Origin of the sequence: uncultured Marivirga sp. (assembly GCF_963974845.1) — a bacterium.
Taxonomy (GTDB): domain Bacteria; phylum Bacteroidota; class Bacteroidia; order Cytophagales; family Cyclobacteriaceae; genus Marivirga; species Marivirga harenae.
Genome location: NZ_CAXBEQ010000003.1, coordinates 226,865 through 243,238 on the forward strand (window position 1 = coordinate 226,865; position 16,374 = coordinate 243,238).

Sequence of the window (16,374 nt, forward strand, 5' to 3'; positions counted from 1 at the left end):
TACAAAGCTATTGCTAGTGGGGAATGGAAACTTGAACGAATTTGCTATTCTTAGTTAGTAGGGACGGAGGAATCCCTATCATTTTAGTAAAAGTTCTTGTCATATGGGCTTGGTCGGCAAACCCAGCTTGGTAAGATGCAGCAGTGAGGGGTTCTCCCTGCATAACCATTTCAATTACGATTTGAAGTCTGTGCCATAAAATGTAATTACGAATCGGCAAGCCCATCACTTCTTTGAAAAGGTGTAGCAATCTACTTTCACTGAGGTGAGCTACTTCCATCAAGCTTTCTGTATTTAGATTTTGATGAATATTTTCAGAAATATATTCTACCACATTGGTGATCCGTTCGTCCTTTCGAGAAACATTTTCGTCTACCGTTAAATAGAAAGCCTCATGGATCATAGTTCGAATTGCTGACCAGTTTTTATGATTAAGATTTTCTAAAAATGTATTGATATCCATTGCATCAAGAGTAGTTAAAGAAATATCAATTATAGCATGTTTTTTCAATTGATTATTCAATATCCATTCTCCCAGACTGGACTCGGGATCAATTTCGATGCTGATTATGGGAATATTGCTGGCGTCACACTCATGAGGAAAATTCGGCGCAATTAATAGACCCTTTTTATTTACCCATTTACCTAAATGATCCTTTGATAAAAAATTGTCACTCACGGCTACCACAACTTGAATTATAGGGTGGCTGTGATTTGTGATAGTTCGAGGGTGGCTGCCGTAAAACACCCTCATATCTTTCCATATTATAAAGTGATTCATAGTATTTTTATTTCCCTGAGCTAATTGGTTTAGGGAATAGATCTAGGACTCTTATTCCTATTTATAAATGTAATACTCAAATGCTTAATGAATTTAGCTATTACTTTTTCACTTTTCTAAAAATTCTATTCATATCTTTGGATCTCCGCTAAAGGAAATTTTCACTTAGTAGTACCTTTGAATTTTCTTCTGAATTTGAATAGCGTCTGTCTGAAATTGAAATCAATATTTTAAGGTAGAATATATGAAACAATTTTAAATCATGTCACCACCACAACTTTAAAAACACTTTTGGAAAGAGTGCTAGGCCTGTTGCAACTGTTTCTTCTTCCTCTTTCTTCCAATCATGAATTCCTTCATCTCTTTCAATCAATTTCATAGCTTCTAAAACAGTATCATCATTTTCAACTTGCTTTTTATCCCTTGCTAATCTCTTATTCGCTATTTCTTGATATCATTCCAATCGGGGAATGATAAAACTAGCAATGGTGTGATCGAGGCCCCATGTTTCACTCTCGTCAAACCCTCTCTCGATTCTTTGCTGTTTAAACTTCTCTTTCATTATCTTTTTCTGTGATAGAAAACAGACATTGGGTATATTCAGGTCTTTTGTGTCAATTCATTCTGATTTCATAAGAAATTATTTTAGTATTTTTTAAAATAAATTTAGCTTTATTTAGTGCTTAATCATCTAATCTCCGATGCCATGCAGGTAATATAAACAAATCCACTTTCCTAGTTGTTTTCATCGCATTAGTAAGAATATATAAATAATGCATAATGTTCAAATTTATATTTATCAGTTTAATCCTATTTACAATGCATACCAACATAATCTTTGATTTCGATTCCAATAAAGATATAAATACCTGGAGTGTAGTGGATGATGCCGTAATGGGAGGGATGTCAAATGGAACTTTTCAGTTATCTAAGGATGGTCATGGAGTGTTCACTGGATATGTAACTACGGAAAATAATGGAGGTTTTTCCTCTGTTCAATATGAGTTTGAAAAGATGAGTGTAAAAGGCTACAATAAAGTAGTGCTTAGATTAAAAGGAGATGGGAAAAAATATCAATTTAGAATTAAGGCAAGTCAAAGCGATTATTATTCCTACATTAATGAGTTTCCCACTTCTGGCGAATGGCAGGAAATTTCAATTCCTTTGCACGAGATGTCCCCGTCATTTAGAGGTCGAAAGTTAGATATGCCCAATTTTTCTGGAGATTCGATTGAACAGCTGGTATTTTTGATTGGCAATAAGAAAAAAGAAAGCTTCCGCTTGATTATTGATAAGATTGAATTGCAGTAAGAATAATTTCCTCTTTATCCTTAATTTTAAGGCACTTCTACAATTAATAGTTTTTAGTAATAATAGCAGAACCTTTTTAGACAAAGTATTACTTCATTTTTAGTTCTCACGTTTCATAATTTCAGGAAAAAGCTATTGAATCATTTTTATTGCTCTCGCTCATCTGTTTCTGATATATTCTGTTGATAATCAGAAATATCCCGATACTAATATTAAAATATTAATATTTAGTAAAAAATATATCCTAAAAATAGCATGAGATAAGTTTTTTTGCTACATTGTTTTTGTAAGCTACTGATATTCAGAAAAGTATATAATAGCAGTTCAGTTTACTGTTTGTGGTGGTTGCAAAAATTGAGTAATAGAGTGAAAAAACTTCTTATAATTTTATTGATTCTTTTCAGCATTAAAGTTTATAGTCAAACCCCTAATTTTAAATGGGTTGGGGGAGATACGACTGTGAATCCCTCTGGTTCTTTACAAAAGACTTATGTTGGTCCAAGGCAGTTTGCGGCATCTTGGCAGGATGAAGATGGAAATTATTATATTTTTGGTGGGGAAGGATATTCATCCGAGGGGAAATACGGAATCCTAAACGATTTCTGGCAATATGACCAAGACAATGGTGTTTGGAAGTACCTCAGTGGAAATATAGCAGTTAATAGCATAGCAGAAAATGACAATGCACTTAGATTTGACGGAAAAGATGATTACGTTCAAGTAGACGGCTTAATCCCGTATAGAAGTGATTTTACATGGGAAGTTACATTTAGAAAAGGAGTTGACAATAATGCTTATCAAGGGCTTATTTCTCTAGACAATTTTAGCTGTTGCTATCCAGATGGTGTAAGCACCAATTTCGGATTATTCTTGGTTAATAATGCCTTATATTTTGAACGTCCCGGATTTGTCCAACACTTTGTTTCTAATAATATAGAAACCAACGAATGGAATAATATCTCCATGTCTGTGGAAATTAATGAAAATGGTGCAAATGAATTGATTAAGTTTTATATCAATGGAGATTTTATCAATTCCCTTGAAGATGATTTCGATGCGCTTATAGATGATACTGATACTACATTGATGGCGACCATGATTGGTCGTCAACGGTTTTCGTATTTCAAAGGCTCAATTGATGATGTAGTAATTTGGAATTACGCGAAGACAGAAAGCGAAGTAATAAACGAATTGAACACTGCCGTTTTACCGAATGATAGTAGATTAACAGCTTACTTTGATTTTAATCAAGGTATTGCAAATGGCGATAATACTGAAACCATCATTCTAGATACAGAAATCAAATATTTTTCGAGGGAAGATTCTGTAGATAATAGTTTAGTGGAAAACCAATGGAGGCTATCACCTGACGTAAAGATTACCAGGGAAAATGACTATCCATTATTTAATTATGCTACTACTCCTGTTTTCAATTCTTTTGACCAACCATTTAAGACCGAGTGGGCGACAGGGACTACCGCAGAAGCTGAGCCAGAAAGTTATGATACCTTCTATGAGATTTACTTAAATATGTACTATAGTCCCGAGGGCTTTGTGGATAATCCGATTTCACTTTTTTTGCCAGAGGAGAACAGATACTTTGATGTAGAATTCTCACAATACACGGAAGATCCCTCTACCACAGGTGGCCCTGGAGGAGGGGGATTTGCAGTGTCTTATACGGAAGTTTTGGAAACTATTGCTTTCGATACTTTGGCCGACAAATCAATCAATGATTTCGATGGAAAGCTAGTTAATTTTACAAATAGAGATGCTCCCTATTTTAAGGGAGAAATAGCTCAATTAAGAGTCTGGAACGTGGCAAGAACAGAACAAGAGCTTGTCAACAATTTATTAGATGTAGATCCTGAAAGTGCTGGGCTCATGGCCTATTTCGATTTTAATGACGGAATTCCTGAGGGGGATAACAGCGGAATTTCACATGTGTTAGATAATACTTCTAATAATTTCGATGGCAATATCATTGGATTTGATTTAGATGGTATTAATTCCAATTTTAATCAAAGTACTTTACCTGCTGCAGCTGAATCTACAGGAGTTTTAAAATTTGATGGTTTAAAAGATAATATTGAAATTCCTAACCTAGCAGTTTTTAAGGATAACTATACTATTGAAACCTGGTTCAAAACCGCGGAAGATGGAACGTTATTTTCGTGGGCGCCACCAGGGGCTGAAAGTTTCTGGCTTGAAGGAGGGATCACTTTTTTTATACAAAGTGGAGGTCTGGCAGTTGATGTATTTAATGTCGGAGGGCCTTATGGCGTTAGGAAGAATGGCAATGATATTACGGATAACCAATGGCATCATGTGGCATTTACAATTGAAAAAGATATCAGCGGAATAAATGAAAGGATTCGAATTTATATTGACGGGGTTCTGGAAAACGAAAGCTTCTATAACTTCTCAGATATTATTAATGATGGAAGCGGTAATTTTATTTCCAAAATTGGATTCACAAATTTTAATTTTCCGTTTTTAGATTTCTCATCTGGTGGATTAATTCCTAATAGCACCTCAAATTGGGTGCCAGGAAAGGATGGAAAAGCCCAAATTTCCAAATCTCAAAGTTTTTATATTTCTGATAATGACGGTAATTTATGGATGTTTGGAGGTAAAGGCCTAGATGAATTTGCCAGTGAGGTAATGACTGCTGATTTAAGAAAATATAATTTTGAAACCTCAACTTGGGATTTTATTTCAGGTATTGAAGATGACAATGCAAGTGGAATATATGGTAATCTCAATGAAGCAAATGTCAATAATCGGCCAGGGGCCAGACTCGCCACGAATGGTTGGATTACCAATGATTCCATCTTCATTTTCGGGGGTGAAGGCTATGATAAAAATGGTGAACTTGGGTTTTTGGGAGATTTATGGCTTTATGACATTGGAGATAATATTTGGACTTGGTTGGCTGGAGCTGATACAGTTAATTCCTTAGGTAACCACGGGGGAAAAGGGGTATCAAATGAAAACTTTATTCCCGAATCAAGGAAGTTATTTTCCACCTTTCAAGATGGAGAAGGTAATTTTTGGCTTTTTGGCGGTCAAACATCTAGTGAAAATAGTAATCGAAACGATTTATGGAAATATAATCCTCAAAATAGTGAATGGACTTGGGTTTCTGGAGGAGATCAGGGTGATGAAGCTGGCGTTTATACTGCCCTTGGTGAGGCTGATCCCTCTAATCAACCTGGCGCACGGTCAGGTGCGCAAGTTTGGTACCAAGATGATAAACTTTGGGTTTTTGGAGGATTGGGAGTTGATGTCAATGGTCAAGTTTTAGATCGACTCAATGATTTTTGGTCCTTTGATTTTAATAGTAATTTTTGGACTTGGGAGGGTGGACCTAACTTTGCTGGAAACACTGGCAATTATGGTGAATTAGGGATTCCTTCATCGGAAAACATTCCGGGGGCTCGTGATAATGGAAATACATTTGTTGATCATGAAGGTCAGCTAATCATGTTTGGTGGCTATAAGTTTACTCAAGGTAGAGCAGGTACTTATAATGATTTGTGGAGTTATAATATTGAAACAAAAGAGTGGACATGGTTAGACGGAATTAATCAAACTGCCGGTCTAAGGGTAACAAGCTCGATTGGTGAATTAGGAGCTGGAACTAAACTATTTCCAAAAGCAAGAAATGGAGGTCACACATGGGTTGACAATGATGGGAATTTTTGGCTGTATGGAGGCAGTCCCAATGCTAATTCAGGATTAGGGATGCTGAATGATATGTGGAAATACGATTCCAATAATGACTTTTGGACTTATTATGGTGGGTCGGTGGATGCAGATAGCACAAAAGGAGTATATGGAACAAAAGGACTAGGAGCAGTAACCAACAAACCCAGATCACGATGGCATGGTAATTCCTGGTATGCCAATGACGGCAAGCTATGGTTTTTTGGTGGAATTTCAGCTGCTGGTGATGGAGGAGATATCGTTTGGCTTAATGATCTTTGGAGCTATGATCCTATTGGGGAAATTTATACTTGGGAAAGTGGTAGCAGTCAAGCAAATGAACAAGGGAAGTATGGTTCCAAAGGTATTCCTAATATTAATAATAGTCCAGGAGCAAGAAGCAGTGCCACTTCTTGGGTAGATGAACAGGGCAATTTCTGGCTATTTGGTGGATATGAAAGCTTCGAATACTACAATGATTTGTGGAAATTTAATCCGACTGCTAAAACTTGGACATGGATTTCAGGCCGCAACAGCCAAAATATTCCGGGGTCTTATGGAGTGCAAGGAGAGGAAAACAACCAAAATGAAATTGGGTCAAGAAGATATACGGGATCTTGGGTTGATGATGAAGGTAATTTCTGGGTATTTGGTGGACAAGGTAGAGACAAAGCCTCACAATTGGGGCTGCTTAACGATTTATGGAAATATAATCCGGAAACGAAAAATTGGATATGGATGAAAGGTTCCAATAGCGTCAATGCAACTGGTCATTATGGTACTTTAGGTGTTCCTAATCCCGATAATAATCCACCAGCAAGGTATGGTTATACGCATTGGAAAGATAATGTTGGTAATTTATGGCTTTTTGGTGGAGTTGCAGTTAGCGAATGGTTCAATGACCTATGGAGATATGATGTCAGAACAAATGAATGGACGTGGTTTGGAGGTAGTAAGGCAACATTTGACGAATTAGTTCTTCTGGCCCCACACTATAATTTTAGTAACTACGGAACCAAAGGAATTGTTGATCCGACTAACGTTATTGGCAACAGAGAACGCGCCATGGGATTTAAAAATGATAATAATGCTTTTTGGTTATTTGGGGGAAGGACAAATACTGTGCTTGGATATAATGACCTTTGGCAAATCACTTTTGTACCAGGGAAACCGTATTTATATCCTCTCGATACTATTCAATCTAACTCGTTCAGCATAAGTTTTGATGAGGCTTGGGCCTCGTCTTATCAAGTTCAATTATCATTTGAAGAGGACTTTAGTGATATTATCTCTGAGTTCAATATAACTGATAGAAGTATTTCTATAGGAGATTTAGATCCTGCCACCAAATATTATTATAGAATTAAGGCAATAAATGCTAATGGAGAGTCAGACTTTACAGATCAAAATCAAGTATTAACCTTGCCTGCTAAGCCTTCATTTAAACCCATCACCAAAGGACAATTAAATCAGAGAGATGCTGTACTAGTATGGGATTTATTAGCTGGCGAAATTGATGAATATATTTTGCAGATTTCTACTGACTCAACATTCACGGATGAGGCAGATTTGATTTCAGGATATGCTTCAAAATCAATTGACAGTGACATAAATAGCACTTTGATAGAGGGGCTTTCTTCTGGGACCAACTACTATGGCAGGATTAAGGCCAATAATAGTTCAGGTAGCTCTCGTTATAGTGATGTAGTTAGTTTTCTTACTAAACCCTCGGCTCCAGATTTAAATGAAACTACTATTCGTAATTCAATAACGCAGAGCAGTTTTCAGCTAATTTGGAATCCTGGAACTGGAGTGTTTGACAAGTACATACTATATTTAGCTGAAGATATGCAATTTGAAAATCTTGTAACTTCCTTCAATGGAGTGGATATTTCAAAAGATGTAAATACATTCATAATAAATGATTTAGTGCCTGGAAGCGAATATTTCGTTACTTTGTTATCCGAGAATTCATCTGGAGTTTCAGAGACCTCCGATACTTTAATGATTTTAACTAGACCTGAAGCTCCAATATTTAACACAACTAATTATTTGTCGGGAGTTACACAAAATGACGCGATTTTAAATTGGGAGGTCATTCCTGAAATTTTTGATGGCTACGAATTACAACTTTCTCTTGACTTTAGCTTTTCAAATGAAAACTTATTTTTAGCTGGTTATGGCAAGGATGAAATTTCGAGAACGATTGACAAAAGTCAAAGTACAGATACAGTAAGAAATCTTGAAGCAGGTACAACCTATTTTGCTCGGGTCAGGGCTTTTAATAGTTCAGGAGGCTCAAATTATTCTAATGTGGTTGCAATAGAGACCATTCCTAAAGCGCCTTCTTTTAATATTATCAATAATATCACTCAAAACTCAGCCTCTGTAAGCTGGAGTAATCCTTCCGGAGCGGAATCGTATTTAATTGATGTTAATACTAGTCCGGAATATTTGACAGATAGTGCAATATTTGAGAATTTTCCTGTTGCAGTGGCTTTTCAAATTTTAGAGGACTTAGAACCGGGTACCACTTATTACACCAGACTGCAATCTACAAATGAAAACGGAAGCAGTGGTCTAATAACGCCATTCGATTATAGTGATACTTCATTTGTCACGATTCCTGCTAATCCATTTTTGGAGACAGCTCTGGAGATACAGCAAAATACTGCTTTAATTAGCTGGGAAAATGTAAAAGGAGCAAATCGATATCTTTTGGATGTATCAAATAATGGATTTCAAACTTATATTAATAATTACCAAGGAATCGCAGTAGATGATAATGAATTTCTCATTGAAGAGTTAAGTCCTGGCCTTCAATACCAGGTGCGATTAAAATCCCAAAATGGCTCTGGAAATTCAGCTTATTCTAATGTATATGTTTTTAGAACCATTCCTGCGCAACCGATCGCTAGAGATGCTTCAACCGTGGCTGCTACTTCCTTTACTGCTAATTGGGATCCATCAGTTGGTGCTGATTATTATATTTTGGAGGTGACAGACGATGATTTTTTTACCTACACCGAACAGATTATTGACTTGGCCATTCCAAGTCGCGTATCTAACTTAGTAGAAGGGAATTCTTACAAATACAGAGTTAAAGCAGGAAATTCATCTGGTGTTTCACCTCCTTCAAATGCAGTTGAAGTAATAGTTTCCACCAATTCTCAAACCTTAGCTTTATCTAATTTTGATTTCCAAGAGGATTTTCGGTCTGGAGAAGAATCAGTTCCCATAGATATTCAACTCGGTGGAGGCCAGGGGCAAATAAGCTGCCTGATTCGATACAAAGGGATACTGGACAATAATTGGCAAGATAGTGTTCTCTTGACGACCATAGGTAACCAGCAGTACAGGTTTACGGTTCAAGAGTTCATGCTTGATGAATTGGGCTTTGAATTTGAGCTTTTTATTACAGATGGTATTACAAGTATTTTGAGGTCAAGAAATCTAATTTCCAGAAGTTTTAGTAACGAACAAAGTAGCATAATTCCACTTTTGAACATAAGTTCGCGTTGGCAGATGTTTTCAATTCCATATATTCTAGACGATAACTTAATAGAAACTATTTTCAGCAGCCTTGGTCAGCTGGAATATGAAACCGAGTGGCGATTGGTGCATTATGATGGAACTAACTATGTGGACGCAGGTGCTGGTATTAATCGAATAGAACTTGGCAAAGGCTATTGGCTAAATTTTAAATCCCAAGAGGAAACCCAAATTAAAGTTGGAAGTGGAAAAGTGAATATTGCATCTCCTTTTAATATGGTTTTGCGTGAAGGGTGGAACCAAATTGGTAATCCCTATAATGTCACCTTAAATTGGGATGTTGTACGTTCTGCAAATCAAGTTTTTAATAGCGTTGCAAGGACTTTAACTTACGACCCTCAAGATAATGGGTTCGAAGAAGATATTTTAATTAATGCTTTTGAAGGTGCATTTGTTTGGTCTGATATTGACACGGAATTAGTGATCAATTTACGGGGATCTTCTTCCTTTAGAGTAGCCGGGAATGAAGAGAATTATTTTTCTGGTAATATTGACCAAGCTCGATGGAAGTGTCCAATAAATATTGAGTTTGCAAATGGATTGAAAAACATAGCTAACATCGGGATGTCGGAAGAAGCTCTATTAGGAAAGGATCATTTAGACAAGATGCAAGTTCCTAGATTTGTGGAATTCACAGAGATGTATACTCGTCATGAGGATTATTTTTACCCTTATTTCCAGCAAGATATTAGACCTTCCGCTAATATAGAGAGGTGGCTATTTAATTTGTCTTCCAATCAATTGAAAGGAACCGTAAAACTAAGCTGGGATAATGAAGCATTTAAAAATAGTGTGAAGCAGCTATGGATAATTGATGAAGAGAATGGGGTCCTGGTCAATATGAATGAGATCAACAGCATTTCCCTAGATATAAAGGATAACCATCAAATCTCAATTCATCTCACTGAAAATAAAAATGAGCTGCCACTTCCGTTTAAAATGTTGATGGGAAATCCATATCCTAATCCAACGAACCGCATGAACAATGTGAATATATTGTTACCAGAGGCAATGGAGAATTATGAGATTTTGCTTTCACTTTATAGTGCTGACGGTAGTAAGTTAGCAACTTTGGCAGAAGGGGTTTATGAAGCAGGTATTTACAATTTTCAACTAGATTTTGAGGATTTTGAAAATGTAAGTTCTGGTATGCTGATTTATAAATTGGCAGTAAGTGGTCCTAATGGGCAAACGATATTCAGAAAAGTAATTTTAAATAAATAGAGAATGGATAATATGAATTTTAAGAGCTTGAAATCTGGGCTAACAATTATGTTTTCCATGGTGGCAATCTGGGCATCTGCTCAAATTGTGACAGATAAGACCAATAAAATTGTTATAGATTATAAAGGTGTTGAACTTAATACTTCACTACCGACCATTGATTGGGTTTTTCCAAAAGTTGAATATACCAATACCCAGGAAAATTATGTGCAATTAAAGGCAATTATAACTTCTAGTATTCCCTTAAAAAGTGTTATGCTTGATGTCAGTCTGGGAGAAAATGGAAGAAAAATTGGTTCAAGGGCTGGTGAAATTGATGATCCTTTTAATGTACAAATAGATTTGACTATGAATGTAATCAAAGGTCAAAACTGGATCGAACTCACTGCTACAAATGAGGAAGGAGGCATCGTAAAAGAGCATAGAAGCATAATGGTAGGATTGGATGCCATAGGAGATGCTGTCACCATTGATCGAAAGGACTATGCATTGCTTTTTGCTACCAATAGATATGATAATTGGAATGATTTAGTTAATCCAATATTCGATGCTGAGGCAATCGGAAAGGAACTAGAAGACAGGTATGGCTTTGAAATCGAGATTGTAAAGGATCCAAACCAAGATCAGGTAATGACAAAATTGCGGGAATACGCGCAAAGAAAATATAAACCACAAGATCAATTATTTATATTTTTCGCAGGTCATGGCATTTACGATGAAGTTTTCGGAGAGGGCTTCTTGGTGGCCAGAAATTCCATCATAAATGATGTGAGTAAAAATACTTATATATCGCACAACAGAATCCGAAGTAATATTAATAACATTCCGTGTGAACACATCTTTTTAGCAATGGATGCTTGTTTCGGAGGTACTTTTGATCCAGTTTTAGCGTCTTCAAGATCTGCCTTATACGATGATATTGATGACAAAGCCTATTTGGTCAAGAAATTATCTAAGCGAACAAGAAAATATCTGACTTCTGGAGGAAAAGAATATGTGTCCGATGGCGTTAGAGGATCACATTCTCCTTTTGCTAAAAGCTTTTTAGAGGCATTAAAAACTTATGGAGGGGAAGATAGAATTCTCATTTTGGATGAAATCAAATTGTATATGGAGAGATTAAGCACAACTCCTAGGTTTGGTGAATTTGGAACTGATGAAAATGGAAGTGATTTTGTATTTGTGGCCAATTAATGAATTCATTATGATTTTGAAATTGAAAAATATATGTCTCATTTTGTTTTTAAGAACGGTTTTTGGTTATTATTCCTATGCCCAGGAAATTCAGATCATGAACGTGCAAATGAAGGGTGAAAACATTGAAGTGATGTACAACCTTCTGGATGAAAGAATTGATCGCAGTTATACTGTGAATCTTTACATTTCCAAGGATAATTTTATTCAACCGATGGAGCAGGTGAGTGGCGATGTAGGAGTAGATATACCTGTTGGTAATAATAAAAAGTTGATTTGGCATGCAAAAAATGAATTGGGAGCTGACTTTGAGGGGGACATTTCACTTGAATTAAAAGGAAATTACTATGTTCCATTTATTACTATTGATGGAATAACAGAAGGGAGGGAATTCGAAAGAGGTAAGGAGCACGATGTCATTTGGTCAGGGGGTAGAGGAGATAATATTTTGAATTTTGAACTATACAGAGGAGAAGATTTAATCGTTTCTTTTGAAGAAAGGCCTAATAATGGAAATACTAGTATTCAAATACCTGTAAAAGTTAAACCAGGCGATAATTATAGGTTCCGAATTAGCGATAAAAGAAACCGTGATGATGTCGTTTATACTGATTATTTCATTATCAAGAGAAAAATTCCCTTAAGTTTACAACTTGTAAGCACTGCCGTAATAGGAGTTGGTGCTGGTTTTCTCATTCAATTCCTGATACCTGAACCTCCTATTAGTGATCCTCCTTTACCCAGTAGATAATTCGATTGTAACTCTTTAGTCATCTAACTGCTTCAATCTCCTATTTTAGAAATTTGGGAACAAAAGGATTGTCTTTCCGGTACTTGAACCCTTGAATTAAGGATAAAATGGTAATCAATACTGCACAAGAAATAGCAGTATATGCTATTGATTTAAAATCATTCATATGTCGAATTGCTATTGCAATTAATGCCCAAACAGCCACAGCATTAAACTCACGCATATATCGTCTATATAAGAAATATAGAAACAGGATGGTAGTGACCAATATCATAATAATGGTCCAAACTTCTTCAGAAAAGAATAGACTGAAATTTTCCGTCTTAAGATATGCTGCGATATTAGTTACTGTCGCCACTGTAATCCATCCGCTGTACAAAGAAATTGGCCACCAGACAAAACCTATGATGTTGGCTGGCGCATCCCATCTTTCCATTCCCAAGCGAATTACCGCTATCATTAGGGCAATTAGAATCGCTAGCATGAAAACTACGGACAGTAAAAACTGCTCGTTTAACCAATACCATAACCAAAATCCAGAAGCAATATTAGCAAGGGCCAGCCAAATCCCTTGTTGAGTCAATGTTTCAGAATACTTATTTTTGAAAGCTTGAATCAAGTACCAAATAGCATTTATCAATAGGCCTAAATATATAATGCTCCAGATGGAGAAAGCATAGCCAGCAGGAGTAAAGAGACTGTTTATTTCATCACTTAGTTGGCCCATCTTATTGCCATTGATTGCCGCAGTGCTTACATAATAATTCCAATAAACAATGGCGATTACAGATACAATATTAATGATTCCTATAATTTTTTTCATAAGCTGTTTTATAGCCTTATACTGCTTAAACTAAAAAATGTTGACTCTGGAGAGTGTTTAGATACTTATTTACCTAAAAACCTCTGAACTTAGTACAAGACCCTAAATTTAATAGTATGCTCAATCGCCCTCAATTCCTTAATCAAATCCTTGGAGTAGGCTTTGTCAATATCAGTAATAACATACCCGATTTTTTCATTAGTTTTTAGATACTGTCCAGCAATATTGATTTCATGCTTAGCAAAAAGCTGGTTGATTTTAGCAATGATGCCCGGAACATTTTTATGTATATGAATTAGTCTATGAGCATTTTGTAACCTAGGTAAAGTTAAATTCGGAAAATTTACACTATTTGTTGTCGTTCCCGTATTGATATACTCCATTATCCTGTTAGGAACGAAATTACCTATATTTACTTGGGCCTCTTCAGTACTTCCGCCAATGTGGGGAGTCAGTATAGTGTTGGGTAAATCGATCAATTCGGACTCAAAAGGGTCTTTGTTGCTTTTGGGCTCGTCAGGAAAAACATCTATTGCACAACCAGCAATCTTACCAGATTTTATATTGCCTTTCAATGCTGCAATATCTACAACATGGCCTCTACTTAAATTGATGAAAATCACCCCGTCTTTCATGAGCTTGAATTGTTCTTCCGTGATTACATTTGTATTTTCCGGTCTTCCATCAATATGCAAGCTGATTATATCTGCTGTCTGAAGCAAATCTTTTAAACTATCAATCTTGGTAGCATTCCCCAGTGCTAATTTTTCTTCTAAGTCATAATAGTAAACATCTAAGCCAATACTTTCTGCTACCACAGATAGCTGAGCACCGATATTACCATACCCGATAATTCCCAGTTTTTTACCTCTGATTTCTTTGCTGCCAGTTGCTGATTTATCCCATTTTCCCTGGTGCATTAAAACGGCTTTATCAAATATATTACGGGTAAGCATTATAATTTCACCAATTGCTAATTCAACAACGGATCGTGTATTGCTAAAAGGTGCATTGAAAACTGCTATTCCCCTTTCTTGCGCTTCCTCTAAGTCAATTTGGTTGGTGCCAATGCAAAAAGCTCCTATAGCCATTAGTCGATCGGCATTTTCTAAGACCTTAGCTGTAACCTGTGTTTTGGAACGTATCCCCAAAATTGAAACTCCTTTTATTTTTTCTGCCAATTCTGCTTCATCTAGCCCGGCTGGGTATTCTTCTACCGTGAAACCTTCTTTCTCCAAAAGATTTACCCCAATGGGATGAACGTTTTCTAACAGTAAAACCTTAATTCTGTTCTTAGGATACGAAAATGCTGACATAATTTTGTTTTCAAATAGTACTTCTTCTAGTGAAGGTGCAATATGATCTGCCTTTTTCATTACTTTTTCGCGACTTACGTTTTCAGTAAAGGCATAAAATTTATTGGCTAATCCTGCAGCTTTTATTTCATAGTCATTATGTCCGTCCCCAATTACATAAATATCACCATCCAAATCTAGTTTGCGAATAATTTCGGCCTTGCCGCCATCACGTGATAATGGATTATCTTCACTAAACCCTGTTACTTTGCCAGTTGCATCAAATAGTAAATCGTTGGCATAGATGTGGTCTTCTTTAATTCCTAATTCAGTAACTATAGGTGTAATATACTCTTTAAATCCGTTTGAAATTACAAATACTGTTTCTGCATACTTTTCAAAAAACTCCTTGTTTCGCTGAAATGATATAGAAACTTGCTTCTTTAGTAATTCTATTAACTGAGGTAGATGAGATATATTTGCCTCCAATAACAAAAGTCTTTCTTTTAAAGAATCGCGAAATGAGATTTCACCATTCATTCCCAAATCAGTTAGTTCTTTAATTCTGGCTTCAGCGGCCTCTTTTTGCGGTAAACCCTGAAGTGAAATAGAAGCCAATAAATCCATTGCTTCAACTCTTGTCAGCGTGCTGTCAAAATCTATGATGAAAAATTTGTCCATTTTGAGGATTAGGTATTAAAATTCTAGAAAACATGTTGCAGATTACAAGAATCAATATTGAGCACTTTATTATGTTATTAATATGCTTAAATTAACCCATACTAATACTATTTTAACTTCTCTACACCAAGTACTTTATTTTTTAGATTATTTTCTAAGGTCAGTGGTCTTCTCCCATCCTGATTTCAAATGTAAATCTCGCTGCGGGAAAGGAATTTCGATATTGTGTTCACTAAACTTCTTGAAAATATCATAGTACAATTGACTCTTGAAAACACCTGGCCTTTGAATGAAACTTGAGGTCCAAACCGTTAAATTAAAATCTAAAGAAGAATCACCATATCCTTCAAACCATAAGTCAGGAGCAGGCTCGGTTAGAACACCAGGATGGTTATTGGCTACTTCCAATACTACTGCTCGTACCTTTTCTGGATCTTCATTATAAGAAACTCCTACAGGAAACTTAAATCTAACCCTTCTATCATTATGGCTCCAGTTAATCACCTGGCTATTAATGAACTCTGAATTAGGAACTATGACGGATATGTTGTCGTTTGTAATCACTGTGGTAGAACGCATCGAAATGGAATGTACATCACCATTTATATCACCAACCTCAATTCTATCTCCAACTTTAATAGGTCTTTCAAAAAGGATAATAATTCCTGAAATAAAATTGTTGGTAACGTTTTGTAAACCAAAACCAATACCTACACCCAAAGCCCCTGCTAATAAACCTAGAGTACTAAGATCAAATCCCGCGGATTGAAAGATTGTAATGAATCCAATCACAATTACAGAATATCTGAAAATTGTACCTATAGAATCAGAAACGCCTGTGTCTTTGATGTATCTGTTTAAGACACGCTTGACAAGTATTCTACTAAGTCTTTTAGATAAAAAAACTAATAATATACTGGAAATAATAATGAACATCAGTGTCAGCAAAGTAAAATCACTGCCCTTAATATCAAAAATTACTACATTCAGTAATTCGTTTAATTTTGCCCAAAAGTCTTTTATTCCAGTTTCAAATGATTCCATAAATCGAATA

The 16,374-nt window shown here is 35.9% G+C and carries 8 protein-coding genes; 4 read left to right on the top strand and 4 right to left on the bottom strand.

Annotated elements, in window-relative coordinates:
- Window positions 1-13: 13 nt before the first annotated feature.
- Window positions 14-781 carry an AraC family transcriptional regulator gene (locus AAC601_RS08610; protein WP_303268761.1) on the bottom strand — a complete coding sequence of 256 codons (768 nt, stop codon included), beginning with the start codon at window positions 779-781 and terminating at the stop codon, window positions 14-16.
- 819 nt (window positions 782-1,600) lie between these two features.
- Here AAC601_RS08610 and AAC601_RS08615 point away from each other — a divergent pair.
- The 4 genes from AAC601_RS08615 (at window position 1,601) to AAC601_RS08630 (ending at window position 12,521) form a co-directional block, all read left to right on the top strand.
- On the top strand, window positions 1,601-2,092 hold the full coding sequence (locus AAC601_RS08615; RefSeq protein WP_340153012.1) for a CIA30 family protein: 492 nt from the start codon (window positions 1,601-1,603) through the stop codon (window positions 2,090-2,092).
- A gap of 366 nt (window positions 2,093-2,458) precedes the next feature.
- Window positions 2,459-10,576 (top strand): kelch repeat-containing protein, encoded by an 8,118-nt coding sequence (locus AAC601_RS08620; RefSeq protein ID WP_340153013.1) that lies wholly within the window; start codon window positions 2,459-2,461, stop codon window positions 10,574-10,576.
- 3 nt (window positions 10,577-10,579) lie between these two features.
- On the top strand, window positions 10,580-11,770 hold the full coding sequence (locus tag AAC601_RS08625) for a caspase family protein (protein ID WP_303268766.1): 1,191 nt from the start codon (window positions 10,580-10,582) through the stop codon (window positions 11,768-11,770).
- 22 nt (window positions 11,771-11,792) lie between these two features.
- Window positions 11,793-12,521, top strand: a complete 729-nt coding sequence (locus tag AAC601_RS08630; protein WP_340153014.1) for a hypothetical protein — start codon at window positions 11,793-11,795, stop codon at window positions 12,519-12,521.
- Window positions 12,522-12,561: 40 nt separating this feature from the next.
- Here the strand turns inward: AAC601_RS08630 and AAC601_RS08635 are convergent, their stop codons facing one another.
- The 3 genes from AAC601_RS08635 to AAC601_RS08645 all read right to left on the bottom strand — a co-directional run bounded on the left by AAC601_RS08635 (window position 12,562) and on the right by AAC601_RS08645 (window position 16,364).
- On the bottom strand, window positions 12,562-13,344 hold the full coding sequence (locus tag AAC601_RS08635) for a hypothetical protein (protein WP_303268768.1): 783 nt from the start codon (window positions 13,342-13,344) through the stop codon (window positions 12,562-12,564).
- 89 nt (window positions 13,345-13,433) lie between these two features.
- Complete coding sequence (serA, locus tag AAC601_RS08640) at window positions 13,434-15,320, bottom strand: phosphoglycerate dehydrogenase (protein ID WP_340153015.1); 1,887 nt, start codon at window positions 15,318-15,320, stop codon at window positions 13,434-13,436.
- Window positions 15,321-15,467: 147 nt separating this feature from the next.
- Entirely contained in the window at window positions 15,468-16,364 is an 897-nt protein-coding gene (locus AAC601_RS08645) for a mechanosensitive ion channel domain-containing protein (protein WP_340153016.1), read from the bottom strand.
- Window positions 16,365-16,374 lie beyond the last annotated feature (10 nt).

Excerpts from the sequence above, each read along its gene's own strand:
- AAC601_RS08615 (WP_340153012.1), top strand. The coding sequence starts at position 1,601 with ATGCATACCAACATAATCTTTGATTTCGATTCCAATAAAGATATAAAT.
- AAC601_RS08625 (WP_303268766.1), top strand. The coding sequence starts at position 10,580 with ATGGATAATATGAATTTTAAGAGCTTGAAATCTGGGCTAACAATTATG.
- AAC601_RS08635 (WP_303268768.1), bottom strand. The coding sequence starts at position 13,344 with ATGAAAAAAATTATAGGAATCATTAATATTGTATCTGTAATCGCCATT.
- serA (WP_340153015.1), bottom strand. The coding sequence starts at position 15,320 with ATGGACAAATTTTTCATCATAGATTTTGACAGCACGCTGACAAGAGTT.
- AAC601_RS08645 (WP_340153016.1), bottom strand. The coding sequence starts at position 16,364 with ATGGAATCATTTGAAACTGGAATAAAAGACTTTTGGGCAAAATTAAAC.
- AAC601_RS08610 (WP_303268761.1), bottom strand. The coding sequence starts at position 781 with ATGAATCACTTTATAATATGGAAAGATATGAGGGTGTTTTACGGCAGC.